We start from the raw sequence: 22,790 nt of genomic DNA, 5'->3' as shown, positions 1-22,790 counted from the left end.
TCAAATTCTTATTTAAAAATTCGCCAAACTGCAAGCAAGCTCGCCAGCATGATTAGAATAATCGAAATATACCAAGGTGCAATAATCGCAATCGACAACAAAATTGCCATCAAGCTACCGAAAATCCAGCTGCGTTTTTGCTGATGTTCCATTNNATAAAAAAGCCTGACGAATCAGGCTATTTAAAAATTATTTCGCCATCCGCCAGACCGCGAGTATGCTTGCTAGCACAATCAGAATCACTGATACAAACCATGGTGAAATGATCGCAATTGAAAGCAGAATGGCCATGATACTGCCAAAAATCCAGCTACGTTTTTGCTGATGTTCCATTTGCAAGCGCATACTTTGCAGCTCATGCAATTGTTTGGAATGCCAGGCCGACTGATTTTTTAGACCATTTAAACTGTCAATCATCAAGCTCGGTAAATCCTGCGCACCGAGCAGAAGATCAGGAATTTTTTGTCCCAATTCCTTCAGGTTCTTTTGCGGATTCATTTGCGCTTTAATCCAGTTGGTCAGGATCGGTTTCGCCAGTTTCCAGATATCCAGTTCAGGATAAAGGTCGGTTCCCAAGCCTTCGACATGCACTAATGTTTTCAGCAAGAGCATCAGCTGTGGTGGAATTTCCAGATGGAAACGACGGGCAATATCCATCACTTGAATCAGAATGCCGGCAAAATCCAGCTCATGCATCGGTTTCGATACCATTGGACCGACGGTACGGCGCATTTCACGCGCCAAGGCATCTTGATCATTTCCTGGTGGAATCCAGCCAGCTTGATGCACCACCAGAATCAGCTGCATAAAGTCGCTGTTCATTACTGCCAGTAACATGCGTGCCACGGTCATTTGATCGTGTTTGGACAGCTCACCCATAATCGCGCAATCCAGTGCAATAAAGCGTGGATTACTCGGATTAATGGTTTCGACAAACACGTTACCCGGATGCATATCGGCATGGAAGAAGTTGTCACGGAATACCTGGGTAAAGAAAATGGTCAAACCTTTTTCTGCCAGGTCCGCGCGATTCATTCCCATACGGTCAAAAGTGGCAATATCGGAAATAGGAACACCGGTGATGCGTTCAGCCACCATCACGTCTTTGCTGTCCATATACACTTCAGGCACATACATCATGCTTGAGCCAGTAAAATAATGGCGCATACGACGGGTGTTGTCGGCTTCTAAGGTCAAATCCAGTTCATTTAGAATGATTTGACGATAGTCCTGAATAATTTCCGACAAATGCAGGGCACGCGCTGCTTCCAAGCGTTTTTCCAACGCTGCACCGAGCCAATCGAGAATTTCAAAGTCTTGCAAAATTTGCTGGCGAATGTCGGGACGAGTGACTTTAACCACCACTTCACGACCATCATGCAGAGCAGCGGTATGCACCTGAGCAATGGACGCTGCGGCAAGCGGCTGTTCATCAAAACGGGCAAACAAGGTATTTACATCGGCTTTCAGTGATTCCTGAATGCGGGTTTTGGCAATGTTATTATCAAACGGCTTAACTCGATCTTGTAAAAGCACCAATTGTTGTAAAACTTTGGGTGGGATCAAATCACGGCGGGTTGAAAGCAACTGCCCCAGTTTAATCGCCAGCGGTCCCATTTCTTCTAAAGCTTCTTTTAGCTTCAGTGGGTTTTTACGTTCACGGCTAGACCATGCCGCAGGGTGCATGCGAATCAAGCTTAAAACATGACGGGCTTTTTCTGGTAATTCTTCCGCAGGAAACAACGTGTCGAGTCTATAGTGCGCGGCAATGCGCCAAAGTTCGAGTAAACGTGAAACATGCGGAATCATATATCTAAACCTAATCTTGAGGTGAAGCTGGAGGTGTATCTAAAGTATCAATCTGCGCTCGAAGCTGCTGAATTTTGGCTTCGGCACGATCTAAATTTTGATTGAAAATTCGGGTATCTTGCTGCAAACCGTCCATTTGCCAGCGTGGAGCAAATAAGCCGCTATCTTCTTTTAACGCATCTTCAGCAAAGAATAAATAACTTTCTAAGGAACGTTTTAAATGTTTCGGTGCCAGCTGGATTTTGCCAAGTTCATGGGCAAGGGCAGGACCAATCCATGGACTTAAATGTGAAGCTAAATCCGGTTCGGCCTGTTGCATGATACGCTGAATATCCTGCAACAGGTGATAGTCACCTTGCAGCGGAATATTGCCGACATCATCCGCCAGTAACAGCTTCAAAAGCTCAACCACATTTTTAACCTGCAGGGTCGCGGTCGCTTCCGAAATCTGCTGGTTTTGATCAAACGGACGTTGTTCGAAAATGGATGGGGTCGCGCTTTGACCGGTGACGGTTGGTTCCAGACGCACTTTATTGTCGTCAAAGAACACATCGACAGAAAGCTGTGGTGAGTCAATCACCACACGCAACATTTTACCTTGCAATTCATTGAGCTGAATGCGGGTAATCGCATCCAGATCAATCATATGATGAATTAATCGTTCAACTGCACCGAGTGCCAGAATCGACCACATAGCATAAAACCTTAAAGTTTAAAGCCGCGGTGAACCGCCACAATACCACCAGTCAAGTTGTGGTAATCACAGTTCTGGAATCCTGCATTTTCCATCATGCCTTTCAAGGTACGTTGGTCCGGATGCATACGGATCGATTCGGCTAAATATTTATAACTTTCCGAGTCATTGGCAATAATTTTACCCATGATTGGTAAAGCGGTGAATGAATACAGATCATACAATTTAGAGAATGGCTCGAATACCGGTTTAGAGAATTCAAGCACCAATAAACGGCCGCCTGGCTTAAGAACACGGTACATTGCCGCGAGTGCTGCATCTTTGTCGGTGACGTTACGTAGGCCAAAGCTGATGGTCAGCAAGTCAAAACTGTTGTCTGCAAATGGCTCTAAAGTTTCAGCATTGGCCAAAACGAAATCGACATTGGTACAACCGGCATCGATCAAACGGTCACGACCCACATTCAGCATCGATTCGTTGATATCTGAAAGCACCACATGTCCTGTAGGACCGACTTCACGGCTAAAGACTTTAGCCAGATCACCCGTACCACCTGCAATATCGAGTACATGCTGACCACGGCGTACGCCTGACATATTAATGGCAAAACGTTTCCAGAGGCGGTGAATACCGAATGACATTAGATCATTCATGATGTCGTATTTGCTGGCGACTGAATGGAAAACTTCAGCCACTTTCTGGGCTTTATCTTCACTGCTCACAGTCTGGTAACCGAAGTGGGTGGTTGCCCCGACATTACCGGTATTGGCACCACGTGGCAGGTTATATTTCGGTACTGAACCGGTCACTGGGGTGTCGGTCAACTGTTGTTGTAAAGATTGTTGCTGACCTTGAGCAGTGCCTTGCGGAAGAGGCTCAGTTAAGAAAGGACTCACTTTGTCTGTATTTTGGGCCGGCTCAGGGGGAGAGGTAGGCGTTTGATTTTCGTTAGACATTAGAGTCACTCCTAACATAAAAATAGGGTTAATGTTGCAGTGCTTGCATGATGACAGATTCTAAGACGTTGTACAGCAATCTGCATGCAATTGTTATGAATAATATACAGAAATCTGCTCTATGTTTTTATTCACTGCTTAATTTGTTAGTTCCATCACAACATCAAGTTACTGAAATGGGTGCGGATCGCCGGTGTGAACTTTATGGATAATTTGACGTTCAACTGCAGTAAAATCCTTCACGAACTTCTCTGCCGACTTTAGCGGTTTCATGGCCAAAAAGCCATCCTGCATAAATTCATACATGACATCGAAGTTATATTTGCTGGCTGCGCCTCTACACATTTTAAAGGCGGTATAGACCACAAATGAGCGCATGTATTTATCCAGGCTAAAACCGAGCTGGTCGAGCAAATCCAGCTGATTTAAACGGTGTTGCCCCTGATCCAGTTTCAGATAGGTCAAACGCATCATCTCGTCGGTTAAGCCTTCATGCGGATGATAATCTTCCAGTAGCTGCATGGCGACCTGCTCGTCCAGTTGGACCGCCAGAATCGCCAAAGATACACCTGATGTACCTGTTTTCACGGCATTTTCAGGAATCAGTTTTTCTGCCTTGTGTGCATATTTCATCAAGCGTGCGATTTGCTCGGCCAGGGCATCAAAATCCGGGCCGCCATACAGGCGGTTCAGGAAATACTCCGACATCAATACATTTTGTTTTTCTGCAAACTGCTTGTGATGGGTAGATTGCATACGCTGTTTTTGCCAGGCCTGCACATCTTGCAGACGGCGAAAAATTTCAGGATTTTGATGATAATTCAGTTGATAGTACAACTCTAAAAGATCATCCAATGCAGCCAGTTTAGACATGCTGTGTCTCTATTATTTTTTAGATGGCTAAATCTTAGAGCCAGATGAGAAAAGTCGCTATGACAAACTGTGCGAAAAATGATTTAAATTAAGTCAGTTTGCTGGAAAACAAAGCAATTATAAGCAACACAAACACTATGGGTTCAAATTCAGCCTTGTACTATGCTTGAATTGACTGAAATTTAGAATAGAGGACGGGGAAAATATGACCCTTAAAAAAACAAAAAATTCATTACTTGATGAAGATGAGCTTTCCCTGAATCTGATTGAAGCACAGTACTTTTTAAAAAATACCCGCGATCAAAAGAATGCTAAAAGCGTGCTGGTGCTGGTCAATGGGATTGAGCTGGCCGGAAAGGGCGAGGCAGTGAAGCAGCTGCGTGAATGGGTTGATCCGCGTTATTTGCTGGTTAAGGCCGATGCTCCCAACATGTTTAATCAAAAGCAGACTTTTTGGCAGCCTTATGCGCATTTTATTCCTGCCGAAGGTCAGATCATGGTATGGTTTGGTAACTGGTACAGCGACTTGCTGGCCACGGCCTTGCATGTGTCCAAACCTCTCGATGAAACCCAGTTTGATGCCTATATTGAAGATATGCAGGCTTTTGAACAGGACTTGAAAAACAATCATGTCGATGTAGTGAAGGTCTGGTTTGACTTGTCCTGGAAATCTTTGCAAAAGCGGCTGGACAATATGGACCCTAGTGAAGTGCACTGGCATAAATTACATGGTCTGGACTGGCGCAATAAAAAACAATATGACAATTTGCAAAAAATGAGTCAGCGCTTTCTTAAAGACTGGCAAGTGATTAATTGTGAAGATGAAAAATCCCGTGATCAGCAATTTGCACAGATTATTTTGGCGGCTATGCAAAATTGTCCAAAACATTTGAGCGAAGCAAAAGCCGAATGGAAACAGGCGGCTGTTCCAGAGTTGCTACTGCATCCTGAAAATCAGCCCACGACCAATGAAGACTATAAAAAAGAGCTGAAAGAACTGTCTGTTAAAGTGGCAAATGCATTACGTTTTGACGACCGTAAAGCGATTATCGTTTTTGAGGGCATGGACGCAGCAGGGAAAGGCGGCGCGATTAAACGCATCGTTAAAAATCTGGATCCAAGAGAATATGATATTCATACCATCGCGGCCCCGGAACAATTTGAATTACGGCGTCCTTACTTGTGGCGTTTCTGGACCAAGTTACAAAGTGATGAAGACATCAGGATTTTTGACCGTTCCTGGTATGGGCGAGTGCTGGTGGAACGGGTAGAAGGCTTTGCCAGTGAAGTCGAGTGGCAGCGGGCTTATGAGGAAATTAACCGCTTTGAAAAGGATTTGGTCAATAGTCAAACCGTGGTGATCAAATTATGGCTGGCAATAAGCAAGGATGAACAGGCCGCCCGTTTTAAAGCCCGTGAAGAGACGCCAAACAAGCGCTTTAAAATTACTGAAGAGGACTGGCGCAATCGGGAAAAATGGGATGCTTATTTAGAGGCAGCCGCGGATATGTTCGAACGAACCAGTACCGCTTATGCACCGTGGCATATTATCGCTACTGATGACAAAAATACCGCTCGTCTGGAAATATTAAGAGCAATCTTAAAACAGCTGAGAGTTGATTAAACTCTCAGCGGCAGGATCAACATTGTTATTAAATAGACTGTAAACAGATAAGCAGCTGATGAATTCACCAGCTGTTCTTCTATTTTTGTTGAATACCTTTGGCAATTTTGTAACATTCTTCTACGTGAGCTTCTGCTACTTTTTTCATCACAATGTAGCCTAAACTGGCAGCAATAATCTGACCGCCTAAGGGAATAAATTTAGTCACCTGTTTGGTAATGACCTTGGCTACCACATTGTTGAGCGATTTTTTCACTGCAGTACGCGCCACCACCAAGCCGGAAAATTCTACCCCGCGTTTACGCAGTTCTTGCCAGTGCACTTGTTTGGTTTTTGGATCATAAACACTGATTTGTTCTGGAGCCAAACCAAAACGTGCATTCACTTCCGGAATCAGTTGTGACAAAATTCCGACATCGATGACCACATCCAGAAATGGAACGGGAATGACGGCTGCTCCTGCAGAACAGTAAGCACGTTTTTTGACAAGTTCTAAGCATTCTTCTCGAATGCTTTCCAAATTTAATTTGGGATCGATTGAGTCTGGAATTTTATCTATTTTCATCATGTAAATACCTTAAATTTCGTGTTATTTGTTGCATTCAACCATCATTAAGGTGTGAATTTCAAAGCATTTTTAAGTTCAGTATCCACCTAAAAGTGACATAGACAGATGCAGATGTATAGTAAATAATCTTTATGCTTTTGTAGGCATTTCATTTTTGAAAAATATTGGGGTAACTAAGTCATGGCCATTCATGTGATTCAAAGTCAGCGTATTGATGTGCTTGTGCACGCCATGCTGACGACCGTGAATAAGCCTGCTGCAACCCCTTTTCAGGTGCTGCAAACCCAACATTTTATTGTACCTTCGCATGCGGTAGAAGCCTGGCTGACCCAGAAACTGGCGGAACAAAAAGGCATCAGTGCCAATACCCAGTTTCATCACCGGATTCGAGGTTTTCAGTGGTCAGCTTATCAGTGGGTGCTGGTCGAGCAAAAAGAACAGGTCCGTAAAGCCAATATTCCACGAATTATTATCAAGTGGCGCGTGTTTCAGGCGCTGAAAGCCTTTATCCAGAGCGAACAAAATCATTTAGAGCTGGATCATCCTTTACACTCTATCGTACAGCGTATTTATGACAGTGCCGATCGTTTGGAACAGGGTATCGAAAAGCAGCTGAAAAAGCAGGGCATGCTGTATTGGGTGGCAGAGCAGGTATCGCGCCTGTTTAGCCATTACATGGAATATCGCGGGCATTGCCAGAAGAACTGTCCACCGCAGATGTGCAGTTGCCCAAGCAATTGGTTACAGGCCTGGGGACAAAACAAAGAACTTCAAATTGAAGAGATGTTCTTTAAAACCAATACTGACATTTCTGAATTTACCCTGAATCAGGCCCGTGAACTGGAAGCCTGGCAGCGCTGGTTATGGCAGGAAGTATTTCATCAGGACTTTGAGCAAATGCAAAGTATTGATGCCATGTTCTGGGAAATTCTGGACAATCCGGAAACCCGTAAAGCGGCATTAAAAAAATTGCCGCAACACCTGGTGATTTTTACCTTGCTGGATTTGCCTCCGATGCAACTGGCGTTTTTACGCCGTTTGGGGCAGTACATTGATATTTATATTCTGCACTACAACCCGTCACAGGAATATTGGGCCGACAGTGTCGATCCGAACTGGAAAGCACGTTATGATTTAAGAGTAAAAGAGCGTTTTATTGCCAAAAATCCCAAAGCCAGTGATGCCGATATTGAACAGTTTTTTCAGGAATTTACTTTAAATTTCAATGCGGAGCAGCGTGAGTCGCGCCATCCTTTATTGACCCGATTTGGTAAGCAGGCACGTGATCACTTCTCTTTGCTCTCCAATTTGTCTTCGGGGGAAGATGGGGTCTGGGCAGATGCCTTTATTGATGAGTATAAACAGAATTTACTGGGTAAAATCCAGTCCGATATTCTCTATCTGGTGGAACCGCAGCAGCATCAATATATGCTGGATGAACAGGATGATTCGATTCAGATTCATGTCTGTCATTCCAGTTTGCGCCAACTGGAAGTTTTAAAAGAACAGCTGATTCACTGGCTAGCCCAAGGTACTAAAGAAGCGCCACGCAAACCGAGTGATATTCTGGTGCTCAGCCCAAGTTTAACTGAGCTGGAACCTTTAATTCGCAGTGTATTTGCACCGCCGCCGAGTGAACGCGACCTGATCCAGCAAAAAGCAGGCAGCCATCATCAATTGTCCAGAGATAGTGTCTATCTGCCCATTCAAATTGCCGGTGTGGCCCAGCTGGATGCGCTGAATGCCTGGCGAGCGGTATTGGGCCGGATTGAACTGATTCAGGGACGTTTCAGCATTGAGGATTTTGCCGACTGGCTGAGTTTAAGCGCGACTCAGCAGTGTTACGGTCTAGATGTGAATGCCATTGAACGCATCACGGAATTGCTGATTGATGCGGGCTTTAAGCGTGGACTGGATGCGCAGCATTTAAAGCGTAGCCTGTGTGAAGGCGACGAAGACTATCGGTTTAGCTTTAAATTTGCGCTGGATCGTCTGGCTTTGGGGATTGCAATTCCAGAACATACTCTGTTTCAAGGTACCCTGAGTTTTGCTAAAGTCCTGCCCAGCGATTTTGAACTGATTGGCAAGCTGATTCAGATTTATCAGGATTTTGATGCACGCCGTGACTGGATGATTGCACATGAGCAAGGCCAAAATGTCCCTGTAGAGCAGTGGCTCAAGCGCCTGATGCAGGATATTGCCGAGTTTGAAGAAACTGGCATCGAGTCTCTGGCAACCGTTTATAAAATCATTAAAAAGCAAGAACGAATGCTGACCCTGGCCAGTTTCTATGATGAACAGGATCATCATGCTTTACGCAGTTTGAGTTTGCCTTTGCCTTATTTGCTGGCAGAGATTAACAAAACGCTGGAAACCCAGCTCGACCATGCCGAACCGACCGGGCAGATTACCTTTAGCCAGATCGGGCAGATTCGCCCTGTGCCGTATAAGCTGATTGTGATGTTGGGACTGGACAGCGGCAAGTTCCCGAATCGTAGCCAGCATTTACCTTTTGATTTGATGGATTTACTGAAACCTCAATTGGGTGATCGCTCGCGTCTGGAAGATGATCAGGGCGCATTTTTGGATCATCTGCTGTTGGCACAGGACAATTTGTGGCTGTTTTATAATGGCTTCGATATCAGTGATGGCGAAGTCCGAGATCCATCCACTGTGTTGCAGGAACTGGTACAACATCTGGCCTTTATCGTGCAGGGCAAACAAGCGGACAGTCAAGCCGCTGCCACTGTAGAGATCAATGGTGTGGAAGTACCTGAACAACTTCGGTCGCTGTATCATGTACATCCTCTATTGCCTTTTGATCCGCTGGGCTTTGAATCGGCTCGACCGGTGCGTTATCAGGATCAATGGTTTTGTGTGGCCGGACAGATTCGCCATGCCACCGGACAGCGTTCAACCTGGGTCAATACCCCGTATCAAAATCTGCAGCAAGATATTCAGGTACTGGACAGTCATCAGTGGATTCAGGATGTCACTTTCCCGGCGCGGCTTTATTTAAAAACTTTAGGGGTGGAAAATCTGCGTCCTGAAGATCTGCCTGCGGTGCAGGAACCCTTGTTGTTGGATGGTTTGGGACGTTATGCCGTGCGCCAGTTCCTGCAAAAGCAGGACGGTGCCACGCAAGCTGAATTGTTAATGGATCAGCTGCCAATTGGCAAACTGCAACAAAGCAGCTGGAAAATGAGTGTGGTGGAGCAAGAACGTTTAAAAGCGCGATTGCTGAAATATGCCCCTGAAGTGACGGCAACCACGCAGCAGGTGTGGAAAGTGAATGATCATGTGTATATGAACATTCAATTGCCGAAAAACAGTGCAGAAAAATGGGTCAGTCTGGAGGCTTCAAGTGCGCGTGCCAAGCGCCGTGCCAAAGTCTGGCTGGAATATCTGCTCTGGCTGGCTTACTTAAATCTAGGGAATGGTGGCGAAAAACTGGCGCGGATTGTGGTGTTCAGTGACCGAACCATTTTATGTCATGGCGTGACGTCGAATAAAGCACGTGAATGGCTGGATCACTGGCTGGCGGCCTGGAAATATGGGCAAAGCCAGCCGTTGGTATTGCCTGCGGCATTATTACTGAAAATTGCGGAAAAAGATAAAGAGCATGACTGGCAGCCGAATGAGCAGAACCAGATGTGTATTGATGATATGGATGTGATTTATAAAGACTGGCATGAAGATGGCAAGTTTAGCGGCTTTTCTGTGGTCGATAATGAAGCCACCAAAATGCATCGGGACTGGCAGTTTATTTTGCAGGAACAGGATGCGACGGCGTTGCTGGAAGATGCCTGCGCACAATTTTCCTATCAGCTCTATCAACCGGTATTTTTGCATCAACAAGTGATTGAAGAATAAAAAATAATATGAATTCTCCCCAAACATTAACTCAAATGTCCTTTAACCCGATTGTCGACATGCAGTTCAAAGGGTTGCACTGGATTGAAGCTTCGGCCGGTACCGGCAAGACTTTTACCTTGTCCAGTCTGATGGTGCGGATTTTTCTCGGTCCGTATTTGCCGAATCAGGTGATTGCCACCACCTTTACCCGTGCAGCAGCTGCTGAGTTGAAAAATCGCATTCGGCTGCGCCTGGTGGAAACTTTACGTTATTTCGACAGCTGTCAAACGCTAACTCAGGCTGAAATTCAGCACAAAATCGCGGCTGAATCCGATCCTTTATTCCAGAAAGTTTTAAGCGATTATGCCACGCGCGTCGATTTTGCCCGTGAACGTTTAAAATTGGTGATTGACCAGCTGGATGAACTGTTTGTCGGTACGCTGGACAGTTTTAGCCAGAAGCTGTTACGCGAATTTTCCTTTGAAAGTGGCAAGATTGAACGGGCCGATATCACTGATGATGCCAAAAGTTATACCTATCAACTGATTCATGATGTGCTGCGTGAATGGATTCAGTTGCAGCCACAAAATGTGGTGGATTATCTGCTGCTGAATCAGAAGCTGAAGTCGCAGGACGCTTATGTTCCGGTGGTGGAAAATAGTCTGAACTTTGCCTCGGCTCAGTTTCAGGAAGTACAAGCCCCCGAGCTGGATTTAAACCAGTTTGAACAGCTGGTCGATGAGTTTATCCAGTTGGATTTAGGCCTGATTGCGAGCTTGAGCGATTATTACTCTGCAGATGGACAATATCACTCCATTATTGGTAAAAAATGGCGTATCGATGGCCTGATGCAACGCACCTTGTGTGATGATCTACCGGCCTTTATTGATGCTCTGGCTGAACAGCGTTGCTATGCCTTATTTGCCCCGCATTTTGACAAGACTCTGAAAAATCTGACCGATCTGGCGACGAAAAAAGTCCTGAATAAATGTGCAGAAGAGGTGTTGCATCAGTTTGAACAGCATGCAGTCATGCAGCAGCTGAAATGCTTCTGTGAAGCTTTATCCAAACTCAGCCTGGATCTGGACCTGCTGGATGCCTATTTAAAGTTTTATTTAAGTCGCGAAGTCAAAAAGCGCTTGCCGCAAGTCCTGCAGCAGAAAAGTGAAACCACTTTTGCCCAGCAAATTCGCACGCTATCAGAAGCCTTGCAAGGCGAGCAGGGACTACGTTTTGCCAAGTTTGTACAGGCACGCTATCCCTTAATTCTGGTGGATGAATTTCAGGATACCAACCAGGATCAGGACAATATGCTGGCGCGGATCTGGCGGGACCAGAAGCGCTATATGCAAGGCTGCATGATCATGGTCGGAGACCCAAAACAGGCGATTTATGGTTTCCGTGGGGGCGACATGCTGACTTATAATAAAGCCCGTGCCGATGTACTGTCCAAGCAGGGGCAACAATACAGCCTGCGCCATAATCACCGTTCGGTCAAAGTTTTGGTACAAGCGGTCGATGCCCTGTTTCAGCGGCAAATGGATTTTGGTGAAGAGGTGATTTATAGCCCGGTGGAAGCCGGCTCGCGTTCCCATCCGCCACTCATCGATGCAGAGGGTGAAAATCATCAACCACTGCGCTGGTTATTACTGAATGATAAAAAGGACGAGCCGATTCAGGTCGCCTGGAAAATCCGTGATTTACTCAATCAGGGCATTGAAGAAAAACTCTATCTGTCGGAAAAAACTGGTCCCAGATATCTGGTTGAAAATGACATCGCGATTTTATCGAAAAATCATGACGGTCTGGATAAAGCCCAGTATGAACTGGAGCGCTTAGGCATTCGGGTCAATCGTCCATCGAAACGCAGTGTGTTTGATCATGCTGTTGCCAAAGATGTCGGTGCTGTACTCAGCGCAATCATGCATCCCTATGATGAAGGCAAAATCAAGCGCGCTTTACTCAGCCGCTTATTGGGCTTTAATTTGCAGCAACTGATTCAGCTGGAAACCCAAGCCGATGGCTTAAGCCAGTTTATTTGCGACTTCGACTGCATTCGTGAAATGTGGCTGCAAAAAGGCTTTTTAACCGCATGGCAATACTGTCTGAATTTATTTCAGGTGTGGAAAAATCTGGTCGCCACCCAGAGCCGCGATAATGAACGTAGCGTGGTCAATCTGCGTCATCTGACAGAATTGTTGTGTCAACACAGCGAACAGTATCAGGGCGCGCAAAAGCTTTATCACTGGTATCTGAAACAGCTGCAATCTCCGGCGGAACGCGAGTGGGAACTGGAACGCAAACTGTCGAATGAGGCAGGGGTGCAACTGATGACCATTCACCAGTCCAAAGGGCTGGAGTTTAAAATTGTGTTCCTGCTCGGGGCGGATAAAGACTTTAGGGAAATGAACAAAACCCTGAATTTTTCCACCGTCGAGCATGTACATCCGGTGACCGGGAAAGTGGATATTCAGCGTGTGGTCGCGGTAAATGACAAAAACTTGCTCGATCAAAACGCCATTGATCAGCACAATGCTCGTGCCGTGGCAGAACAGCATCGGCTGTGGTATGTAGCGCTGACCCGGGCCAGCCATCGGGTCTATGCCCTGTTGCAGGATCAGGAAGGCAAGTCCACTCATGGCCTGGCTTTCTGGCGTGGGCAAGACTTTGTGCATCCCGCCAGTGCCCATGAAGCATTACTCATTGAAAGACCGGTCAAGCTGCAAGCCAAGCAGCAGGAACTCTTGCCTTTACAGGCATTGCAATTTCCTAGCCAGCGCTTTTACCCGCGTTCAAAGACCAGTTTTAGTGCTTTGGCCCAGCATTTAAGCCGTAAACAGGCCATGGACGCCTTGGCGGTGAATACTGAGCAAATGCCGAGTGCCGCAGATGAAATGCATATAGTTGAGCCGATTGACACTATGACGAATCAACCGCTGTCGTGGATTAAACGTAATTTCCCGATGGGCACCGTGGCCGGAACATTCCTGCATGAAATTTTTGAACATATCGATTTTAAGGACCAGCAGGATTGGCCTTTAGAAATCCGTCGCCGTTTTAAAAATGATTATCCTGCTTTGTGGCTAGAACTTTCGGCAAAATATGAGCAAGAGTTTCAGCAGGTCGATGAAGAACAATTGATTGGCTGGATGAGTGAATGGTTGGCCCAGGTTTTAAGCACGCCTTTACATCAGGATTTTCAGCTGAATCAGCTGGCTGAACATGAATATCTGGCGGAATTTCCTTTTTATCTGTCTTTGTCTGATCATGTTCTGGCGATTCAGCGGATTCATCAGCTTTATGCAGAACATGGTATAGAGATGCTGGATTTTAACCCGGCCAATTCGGCACGCTATCTCACCGGATCCATCGATTTGGTGTATTTTGATGGCCAGCACTATCATATTGCGGATTATAAAAGTAACTTTCTCGGTGCTGATCAAACCCATTATCTGGAGGGGGAAATCCGGCAGAGTATGTCGCAGGCCAGTTACTGGCTACAGGCCGGTTTATATCTGGTGGCGCTGCATCGCTATTTAACGGTACAAATGCAGGAGTATGACATTGAAAAACATTTGGGCGGCGCAAGTTATCTGTATTTGCGTGGCATGAACGGGCAGGCGGAACAGGGCTGTTATCACTGGCAGCCGGATGCCGAATTTATACTGCGGCTTGATGCTATTTTGGGCTATTTTGCTGAAGATAAAAGCAGCAAGATAGCCTGATTTGTCAAAATTAATGGCTTTTAAACAATAGATTAGGTTGTGGATAACTTTGAGGATAACTGTGTGGAAAATAAACAATATAAAGATGATCAAAGCGCTGCATGGATCAGCACTTGGAGTCGGTTTATTCGCCAGCAGCCGTTTAGTCATACCGCACAGGACGAAAATACCAGCGATATTATTCAGCAAATTCTAGAGTCAATTCAACAAGGTGACAGTTGTATTTCTGCAACTCGGCAACAGGCGGATACACTGCATGATTTAGTGGTTCCAGCTGAGAATATTCAAGACAATAGGCAAGATCAGGTCGCGCCTTTTGTTTTCGATCGGCAGCATTTGTATCTATACCGTTACTGGGCTTTGGAACATTCACTGGCTCAGCAAGTGGCACGATTAAAACAGCAAACCATTCCAGCGGTTGATCTTTCCGCTTATCCAGATTTACTGACGGATGAATATCAGGTTCAGGCTTTGAAGATGGTGGCGAAGCAGGCACTGAATATTATTACCGGCGGACCGGGAACCGGAAAAACCTATACCTTGGCCCGGATTATTGCCGTGCTGAATCAGGCAATGCCGAATATCCGCATTGCGATGGCGGCCCCGACTGGTAAAGCTGCACAGCGCATGAAAGAAGCACTGCAAAACTCACTCAATGATAAAAAATTGCAAGATTTGGTAACGGATGAGTTAAAGCAGCTCAATCCCATCACCATTCACCGTTTATTAGGACTGGGAACCGGCTCTCAGCCGCGTTTTCATGCCAAGCAGCCTTTGCCTTATGATGTAATTGTGGTCGATGAAGCCTCCATGCTCGACTTAAGCTTGGCCAATATGTTGCTGTCTGCGGTACCGGATCAGGCCCGCCTGATTTTACTGGGCGATGCTGACCAGTTGGCTGCGGTGGACGTGGGAGCCGTACTGGCTGATTTGCAGCAAGTTCCGGATCTGGCTGAGAATCGCGTTCATTTAGTGAATAGTCGCCGTTTTGAAGCAGGCGCCTTAATTGGGAAAATGGCACAATTTATTCAGACCCAGCAAGCTGTCCAAACCAGCGCAGCATTGCTGGAACAGTTTAAGGAGCAAGTGGTTGCGCCCAGTGAAATCCATGCAGTGGCATTGCAAGCTGAAATGCAGGATCAGATTCAGCTGGAATATCTTCCTGCTCAGCTGTCCAGGCAATTTGACCGGACAACTTATTATGACAAGCTGATGTTAGGTTATCGGGCATATATTGACGCTTTAAAAAGTTATCTCACGGCCGATGAACCTGAACTTTGGGTAACACAGGTGGTCAAGATTTTTGATGATTACCGGATTTTGGCGGCTATTCGCCACGGTGCTTTCGGTTTAAACCAGCTAAACCAGCAAATTGAACAGCGCTTGCTGGAGGCTTTATCGCTACAGATGAGCAAGCAGGGCGATTGGTATGTCGGCCGTCCGGTCATGATGACCTATAACGATTATCAACTGGGCTTGTCGAACGGGGATATCGGAATCTGCTTTAAGCGTAACCGTGATGGACAGTCGCAGTTTGAGGTTTATTTCCCGAGTCTGGAAAAATGGGTACCCGCAAATCGCTTGCCGAAAAGCATTGAAACGGCATTTGTACTGACCATTCATAAATCACAAGGTTCGGAATTTACCCATACCGCAGTGGTGCTAGATGAAGCGGCGAAAAATTTACTCAGTAAAGAGTTATTGTATACCGCCATTACCCGGGCCAAGAAAGTGGTGAGTGTACTGGCCGATCCAGAGGCTTTTGTACAAGCTTTAACCATTAAAACCATAAGAAAAAGCGGGGTATTAGATAAAGTTAATAGTTTTCTAAATTGTTAATCATAAATAAATAATTTCGGGTTTTTGTACGAAATTGCTTACATTAATTCGAGAAATTGGCGCATAGAGCTTTAGCAATGTTTTTGAGATGATGGCTGCACATAAAAAGCTCAACACGGAAAGTTGGGTAAAATCGCCATAATATAATAATAATGTCGAAAGACAGCGAACTTACAATGAAGTAAGGATAAAGAGGAAACTTACAGCCGCTAAGCCTTGTAGTTTTGGGAGAGACTACAGGGCTTTTTTATATGCAAAAATAGGGGATTTATTACAAAAATGATTGGCGGAAACAGCCACTATTTAATCTGCTCAGGAGAAGTAAAAATTAAAAATGCTGAACCTGAATGCTTTTGTATCAGTTCAATATTGTATTTTAGTTTAAGTATTTGATATTTATTGTTATTAATAAAATAGAGCATTACGTGAAGCATAACAAATCTAAATCAATGTACGAAAACACTTACAAAGAGATACGATAAAGTCGACTTTTTTACACAATGTTTTGTGGCAAAATCTACCACATAGGGAAGTAAAACTTCACACACGGAATGTTTATAACAATAAGCGCGAAAAGCGCAAATTACGACTATAAATAAAAGAATAATAATTAAAACATAAGAAACTACAGCGCAAAAAAGCCCAAGCCCAGCTTGGGCTTTTTTTTATCTTAAATACATGAGAGAAAAATAGAAATACGCATTTTTTCATCTGGAAAAACAATTTTGTCTCCAGCTTTTTCAGAATGAAATGGTTGGGTTAATGTATAAATTCAGAGTTAAAGAGAGAAAATAAAAAAAGAAGGTTTTTCAATGCATTGACATAAAAAGATGAAAAGCGGTTTCTCTTTTTGCAATCCCCTGAATTTTCCCTTAAAATAACGCACTTGCTGTAGTGATGCACGGCAGTCAATTGAGAAATCAATTGATTTCTATCAAATGTAATTTTTAAGCATCTCGGAGAAATCGAATGGCTTTAACAAACGCAGATCGCGCAGAGATCGTTGCTAAATTTGCTCGCGCTGAAAACGACACTGGTTCACCTGAAGTTCAAGTAGCTCTTTTAACTGCCCAAATCAATGATTTGCAAGGTCACTTTAAAGAACACAAACACGACCACCATAGCCGTCGCGGTCTTATCCGTATGGTTAACCAACGTCGTAAGCTTCTTGACTACCTTAAAGGTAAAGATGCTACTCGTTACAGCGCTTTGATCGCTGCTTTAGGTTTACGTCGTTAATTCGATTAAACTTATTTTTTCGGACTATTGCATGTTAAATGCCATATTACTGAAAATTAAAGTATATCTGGCCTTGGTTAGGTAATGGGGAAGGGGCGATTGTTTCGCTCCTTCTTTGTGTTTAAAAATAGTGTATTCATACATTTTTATAGTCTAGTGAGGTCGGCTTCTAAGCTTTGTCATTTATACAGCAGATGTGAATGCCAAACCTTAGGGGTCTCCACTAGAATAAAATCAGGAAAGAAAAATACATGTCAATGTTTAATATTATTCGTAAAGAATTCCAGTTCGGTCAACACCAGGTTGTACTAGAAACTGGTCGTGTTGCACGTCAAGCAAACACAGTTGTAATCACTATGGGCGGTGTAACTGTACTTGTTGCTGTTGTTGCTCAACCAAAAGCAAAAGCAGGTCAAGACTTCTTCCCACTGACTGTTAACTATCAGGAAAAACAATATGCTGCCGGTCGTATCCCAGGTGGCTATGGTAAACGTGAAGGCCGTGCGTCTGAAGCTGAAACTTTAATTTCACGCTTAATCGACCGTCCAATTCGTCCGTTGTTCCCAGAAGGTTACTTCAACGAAATTCAAGTAACAGCCACTGTTATTTCTTCTGATAAAACCATGGATGCTGACATTGCTGCAATGTTAGGTACATCTGCTGCATTGTCTATTGCTGGTACGCCTTTCCGTGGTCCGATCGCGGGTGCGCGTGTTGGTTTAATCAACGGCGAATATGTTCTTAACCCGAACTATGAACAATTGAAAGAATCTGACCTTGATCTGGTAGTTGCAGGTACTGAATCTGCAGTGCTTATGGTTGAATCTGAAGCGAAAGAACTTTCAGAAGATCAAATGCTGGGTGCTGTACTTTTCGGTCATGACGAAATGCAAATTGCGATCCAAGCGATCAAAGAATTTGCTGCAGCTGCAGGCGCGGTTGAGTCAACTTGGGTTGCTCCAGTTAAAAACGAAGAACTTCTTGGTAAATTGAAAGAAGCATTCGAAGCGAAAATCTCTGAAGCTTACACAATTGCAGTTAAGCAAGACCGTTATGCGGCACTTGATGCGCTTTATGCAGAAGCAGTTGCACAGTTTGTTCCAGAAAATGACGAAACGGGTATTGCGGACGAAGTTAACGAATTATTCGAAGACTTAAAATACCGTACTGTTCGTGACAACATCCTGTCTGGTAAACCGCGTATCGATGGCCGTGACACCAAAACAGTTCGTGCCCTTGATGTACAAGTAGGCGTTCTTGACCGTGCACACGGTTCAGCATTATTCACACGTGGTGAAACTCAGGCCTTGGTAACAACGACTTTGGGTAATACACGTGATGCGTTGATGGTGGATACCCTTGCAGGTACCAAAACTGACAACTTCATGTTGCACTACAACTTCCCTGCATACTCTGTAGGTGAAACGGGTCGTGAATCTGGTCCTAAACGTCGTGAAATCGGTCATGGTCGTTTGGCGCGCCGTGGTGTTCAAGCCGTGCTTCCACCAGCTGACCGCTTCCCGTACGTCATCCGTATCGTATCTGATATCACTGAATCTAACGGTTCATCTTCAATGGCGTCTGTATGTGGTGCTTCATTATCACTTATGGATGCAGGTGTTCCACTTAAAGCACCAGTTGCGGGTATTGCAATGGGTCTAGTGAAAGAAGGCGAGCGTTTCGCAGTTCTTTCTGACATCTTGGGTGATGAAGATCACTTAGGTGACATGGACTTTAAAGTAGCCGGTTCTGCAAACGGTATTACTGCGCTTCAAATGGATATCAAGATCGAAGGTATCACTGAAGAAATTATGGAAGCTGCATTGAACCAGGCTTATGCGGGTCGTATGCACATCCTGAACGCAATGAACCAAGTGATTTCACGCGCTCGTCCTGAAATTTCTATGCATGCGCCTACATTCCAAGTGATCAACATCAACCCTGACAAGATTCGTGACGTAATTGGTAAAGGTGGTGCGACCATCCGTGCAATTACTGAAGAAACTAAAGCAGCGATTGATATTGAAGACAACGGTACAGTTCGCGTATTTGGTGAAACCAAAGCTGCTGCGATGGCTGCTGTTGCGAAAATCCAGGCGCTTACTGCTGAAATCGAACCAGGTACAATCTATACCGGTAAGGTTATTCGTATCGTTGAATTCGGTGCGTTTGTAAACATCCTTCCAGGTACTGATGGCTTGCTTCACATCTCTCAAATCTCGAACGAACGTATTGCCAACGTTGCAGATGTATTGACTGAAGGTCAAGAGATTAAAGTACAAGTTGCTGATGTCGACAACCGTGGTCGTATCAAATTAACCATGAAAGACATCGAACAAGCATAAGTGTTTGAATTTCACATGGGTTAGCTCATGTGAATGAAAAGATATGAAAAAGCCTTGAGCTTTGCCAAAGCAATCACTTTGGCTGGCTCAGGGCTTTTTTATGGGCAGAAAGAAAATTCGATTTAAAAGATGCACTTCCAGTTGTATGTTATTGCTTAATACTTTCTCGCCGCTCATAATTTTATCGCAGCTAGTGGGATTAAATTATTGCAATTTCCATCAGTTAGACAATATAAGAAAGTACCCTAGAGAATTGTTGATATGCAGGTTTATTATTTTTACCAACATCCTATTGAGCAGCATATTTTTGTACAAAAAAACCAAAATGCCCAAGCTGAACCAGTTTTTGTATGGATTGATTGTACCCGAGAAGATGTAGTGAACCGTGCAGATGAATGGCAAAAAGAAATCTACCAATATAGTCAGCTGATGTTAAACGAGTTTCATCTAAAAGATGTTTTGAATCTGGAACATCCGTGTACTTTCGATAGCATGGAAGATTATGACCTGCTGATTTTTCGTAAACTGATTACACCTGATGATGACATCAAGACCGGAGCACAAGCGCTGGAACAGCATGAAAAGATGTTTGGTTTGGCCACGACACCGGTGAGTTTTATCATCACGCCGCAAGTGCTGGTTACTGTGCGTGAACAGGGCAATAGGGCAGTGAGAATTATATTTCACGGATAGAAATGAATTTCACCCGTACTGTACAAGATCAAAATAAATCACGTAAAGTTTCCTCCACGCCTTTAGATTTAGCTTTACGTTTGCTGAATAGTATTATCGATGGTTATTTGGATTTACGAGTACCTTTAACCCGACGTGTAGAATTTTGGCAGCAAGAATTACTCCAAGGTCACCGCAGATTTACCAAATGGGATCAGTTATTCCAGGAAAGCATGTCTTTTCAGCAAGTAGAGAATCTCTGTGAAGAACAAATTGATGCCTTACAGGAACTGCGGGATGAAATTGTCGACAATTATCCACATTTAAAAGGCAAGAAAAAATCTGAACGGCAAGATATTATGCTGGTGCGGATGGATGACCTGGTCAGCCATGTAGGCCGAATTCAAAAACATACCATTCGTTTGCGTACCTCTATTCAGGCAGCCATCGATTTGCATTTTTCTGCCATTGCCAATCAGACCAATGAAAATATGCGAATTTTGGCCATTATTACCGCAATTTTTGCCCCTCTAACCTTATTAACCGGGATTTATGGAATGAACTTTGAGTTTATTCCAGGCTTAAAATCTCCCACCGGGTTTTGGAGCATGCTGATGGTGATGCTGATCACGACGGCACTGCTGGTGTATTATTTTTATCGTCGCCATCTGGTAGGCCGCGGGGAAAAAAGCGTCATCGATTTATTGGCCCAGCAGCATCAAGATCAACACGTAAACCTGTTCTGGTTTTTAAATTATGAGCCGATCAAGCAATCGGTCAAAGACACCATGAAAGAGGTTGAAAAACTGACCAAGTTAAAATAAAAGGTCAGTTTTTATCTATCCTCACTGGGCCTATGCACAATCCAGCGCAGTTCAATCAAAGCTCAACATGGTTTGTCCCATTTTTTGCAGGCTTAAAGCTCAACTTACTTGAGCATTCTGGGCCAGAATTTTGTAAATTTCATCTTTCATTTTGAGCTTCTTGCGTTTTAATGAATCAATATCTTCATTAATCAGATTAACCGGATTGAGTTCAAGCTGAGTGATCTCCTTATCTAATTCCTGATGGCTCTCAAATATTTTAGCGAAATGAGGATCTTCATGCCGTAATTTATGGATCAGTTCCTGATGTTCAGGAAACATTTTCTTCACTTTCTTATTGCATTCTTTGGTTTTCATAAGCCTAGATTATTCTCCAGCGTTGAATTTCAGAACAAAATAGCCACCCGTACCTGATCTATAGACGGTAGCCAGGAGGCAGAAAAGTTGCTTTAAGCATCTTTGATATTCAAGTGTTTGACCTGTTTACGTAATTGTTGCACTTCATCTATTAAATCGAGCATCATTGCCACCGCAGAGAAGCTGGCATCGAAGTCACGCTGCAAACGGTAGGCCCGACGTGCACGTGAAACATCATCACCAAAAAATTGATGAATTCTTTCTTCTGGACGGGTGTCTAAAATATCGTATTCAAGCAGTTGTAAAACCCATTCCGGACTTTGTCCACACGCATCGGCAAAATGCTTTAAATCAAAACTGTAATAATCATCAATGACATCTGGAGGATTAATTTCATCAGATATAATTTCACGATAATGAATAGTGGTCATGATGTTCTCCTTAAACATTGCGAGGCTTAAACGTTGCAAAAGTTTCAGAAAAAGCTTGGTAAGCCTGCTGTTCATGTTCAGTGTGTGCAGTTGGATACACGATATTTAAAACCAGATACAGATGACCGGGTACTTTGCTCGGAATCCCTTTGTCCTTGAGCCTGAGTTGTTGACCCGTTTTGGCATTTTTAGGCACATTCACCTGAATTTTTTGTCCTGCGGGCGTGGATATTTCAATGCTTTGCCCTAAGGCTGCTTCCCAAGGGGTGATATTCACGTTGTAATAAATATCGGCGCCTTCTACCCGCATTCGTGCTGTGTCCTTATAGTGAATTTCAATATACAAATCACCATTTTTGCCGCCATTGATGCCAGTCTGACCTTGACCACTCAGACGGATGTGTTGACCTTCTTTCATGCCTTTAGGAATTTTGACCTGTAAAGTCTTACGCTGAACTTCAGGTTCGCCATAGGCGTTTAAAGTCGGAATCTGCAAGGTAATCTGTTGGGTTGAACCGTGATAAGCAATTTCGGGATCAATTTCTATACTGGCATGTTGATCTTCGCCCTGATAACTGCGCTGTTGCTGTCTTTGCTGCTGTTGATATTGATAATTACCGCCGCCAAAACCTGAACCAAAGCGTCCAAACAGATCTTCAAAACCACTAAAATTGGAATGCTGCTGATTAAATCCCTGATTATAAAAATGGGCATTATCAAAACCACCGGTTCCTGTCTGTGCCCCGGATTGATAAAAAGCCTCTGGATGATCGAGCTGAAAATCATATTCAGCTTTTTTTTCTTCGTTGCTTAAGGTGTCATAAGCCACATTAATACTTTGCATCTTTGCTTCAGCATCACTCTCTTTACTCACATCAGGATGATATTTTCGAGCCAGTTTCCGGTAGGCTTTCTTTATTTGATCCTGGGTGGCATTTCGGCTAATGCCAAGAACTTCGTAATGACTTTTAGGCATAAA

14 protein-coding genes and 2 pseudogenes are annotated in these 22,790 nt (G+C 44.3%); 7 read left to right on the top strand and 9 right to left on the bottom strand.

Annotation, left to right across the window (positions count from 1 at the left end; genetic code table 11):
• Positions 1 to 8 precede the first annotated feature (8 nt).
• The 5 genes and pseudogenes from B2Y23_RS15435 to B2Y23_RS00935 all read right to left on the bottom strand — a co-directional run.
• Positions 9 to 152: pseudogene (locus B2Y23_RS15435) on the bottom strand (hypothetical protein); the annotation flags it as partial.
• A 37-nt stretch (positions 153 to 189) separates the two neighbouring features.
• Entirely contained in the window at positions 190 to 1,809 is a 1,620-nt protein-coding gene (locus B2Y23_RS00950; RefSeq protein WP_291368461.1) for an ABC1 kinase family protein, read from the bottom strand.
• Between the two features lie 10 nt (positions 1,810 to 1,819).
• Entirely contained in the window at positions 1,820 to 2,503 is a 684-nt protein-coding gene (locus B2Y23_RS00945; RefSeq protein ID WP_291355701.1) for a ubiquinone biosynthesis accessory factor UbiJ, read from the bottom strand.
• Positions 2,504 to 2,514: 11 nt separating this feature from the next.
• A complete protein-coding gene (ubiE, locus tag B2Y23_RS00940; protein WP_291368459.1) occupies positions 2,515 to 3,459 on the bottom strand; it encodes a bifunctional demethylmenaquinone methyltransferase/2-methoxy-6-polyprenyl-1,4-benzoquinol methylase UbiE in 945 nt (314 codons plus the stop codon).
• 168 nt (positions 3,460 to 3,627) lie between these two features.
• Complete coding sequence (locus B2Y23_RS00935) at positions 3,628 to 4,332, bottom strand: FFLEELY motif protein (RefSeq protein WP_291355697.1); 705 nt, start codon at positions 4,330 to 4,332, stop codon at positions 3,628 to 3,630.
• A gap of 205 nt (positions 4,333 to 4,537) precedes the next feature.
• On the opposite strand from B2Y23_RS00935, the gene B2Y23_RS00930 reads away from it, so the two are divergent.
• A complete protein-coding gene (locus B2Y23_RS00930; protein WP_291355695.1) occupies positions 4,538 to 5,956 on the top strand; it encodes a polyphosphate:AMP phosphotransferase in 1,419 nt (472 codons plus the stop codon).
• A 79-nt stretch (positions 5,957 to 6,035) separates the two neighbouring features.
• Here the strand turns inward: B2Y23_RS00930 and B2Y23_RS00925 are convergent, their stop codons facing one another.
• Positions 6,036 to 6,521, bottom strand: a complete 486-nt coding sequence (locus tag B2Y23_RS00925; RefSeq protein ID WP_291355895.1) for a hypothetical protein — start codon at positions 6,519 to 6,521, stop codon at positions 6,036 to 6,038.
• A gap of 183 nt (positions 6,522 to 6,704) precedes the next feature.
• Here B2Y23_RS00925 and B2Y23_RS00920 point away from each other — a divergent pair, with 183 nt between their 5' ends.
• The 6 genes and pseudogenes from B2Y23_RS00920 to B2Y23_RS00895 all read left to right on the top strand — a co-directional run bounded on the left by B2Y23_RS00920 (position 6,705) and on the right by B2Y23_RS00895 (position 21,023).
• On the top strand, positions 6,705 to 10,397 hold the full coding sequence (locus B2Y23_RS00920) for an exodeoxyribonuclease V subunit gamma (protein WP_291368457.1): 3,693 nt from the start codon (positions 6,705 to 6,707) through the stop codon (positions 10,395 to 10,397).
• Positions 10,398 to 10,405: 8 nt separating this feature from the next.
• Positions 10,406 to 14,104, top strand: coding sequence for a UvrD-helicase domain-containing protein (locus tag B2Y23_RS00915; RefSeq protein ID WP_291368456.1), 3,699 nt, complete (start codon positions 10,406 to 10,408; stop codon positions 14,102 to 14,104).
• Positions 14,105 to 14,167: 63 nt separating this feature from the next.
• Positions 14,168 to 15,943: an exodeoxyribonuclease V subunit alpha gene (gene recD / locus B2Y23_RS00910; RefSeq protein ID WP_291368454.1), complete on the top strand. Its 1,776-nt coding sequence runs from the start codon at positions 14,168 to 14,170 to the stop codon at positions 15,941 to 15,943.
• Between the two features lie 969 nt (positions 15,944 to 16,912).
• On the top strand, positions 16,913 to 17,182 hold the full coding sequence (rpsO, locus tag B2Y23_RS00905) for a 30S ribosomal protein S15 (protein ID WP_005007057.1): 270 nt from the start codon (positions 16,913 to 16,915) through the stop codon (positions 17,180 to 17,182).
• A gap of 257 nt (positions 17,183 to 17,439) precedes the next feature.
• A complete protein-coding gene (gene pnp, locus B2Y23_RS00900; RefSeq protein ID WP_291355893.1) occupies positions 17,440 to 19,527 on the top strand; it encodes a polyribonucleotide nucleotidyltransferase in 2,088 nt (695 codons plus the stop codon).
• Positions 19,528 to 19,788: 261 nt separating this feature from the next.
• A pseudogene (locus tag B2Y23_RS00895) lies at positions 19,789 to 21,023 on the top strand (magnesium transporter CorA family protein).
• A 99-nt stretch (positions 21,024 to 21,122) separates the two neighbouring features.
• Here B2Y23_RS00895 and B2Y23_RS00890 read toward each other — a convergent pair.
• From B2Y23_RS00890 to B2Y23_RS00880, 3 genes are all read right to left on the bottom strand, one after another.
• Positions 21,123 to 21,380 carry a YdcH family protein gene (locus tag B2Y23_RS00890; protein ID WP_291355681.1) on the bottom strand — a complete coding sequence of 86 codons (258 nt, stop codon included), beginning with the start codon at positions 21,378 to 21,380 and terminating at the stop codon, positions 21,123 to 21,125.
• 92 nt (positions 21,381 to 21,472) lie between these two features.
• Entirely contained in the window at positions 21,473 to 21,811 is a 339-nt protein-coding gene (locus tag B2Y23_RS00885; RefSeq protein ID WP_291355679.1) for a chaperone modulator CbpM, read from the bottom strand.
• 10 nt (positions 21,812 to 21,821) lie between these two features.
• On the bottom strand, positions 21,822 to 22,787 hold the full coding sequence (locus tag B2Y23_RS00880) for a DnaJ C-terminal domain-containing protein (RefSeq protein WP_291355678.1): 966 nt from the start codon (positions 22,785 to 22,787) through the stop codon (positions 21,822 to 21,824).
• Between the last annotated feature and the right edge of the window lie 3 nt (positions 22,788 to 22,790).

Origin of the sequence: Acinetobacter sp. UBA5934, assembly GCF_002430855.1 — a bacterium.
Classification (GTDB): domain Bacteria; phylum Pseudomonadota; class Gammaproteobacteria; order Pseudomonadales; family Moraxellaceae; genus Acinetobacter.
This window is presented reverse-complemented; position numbering and strand designations above follow the sequence as displayed.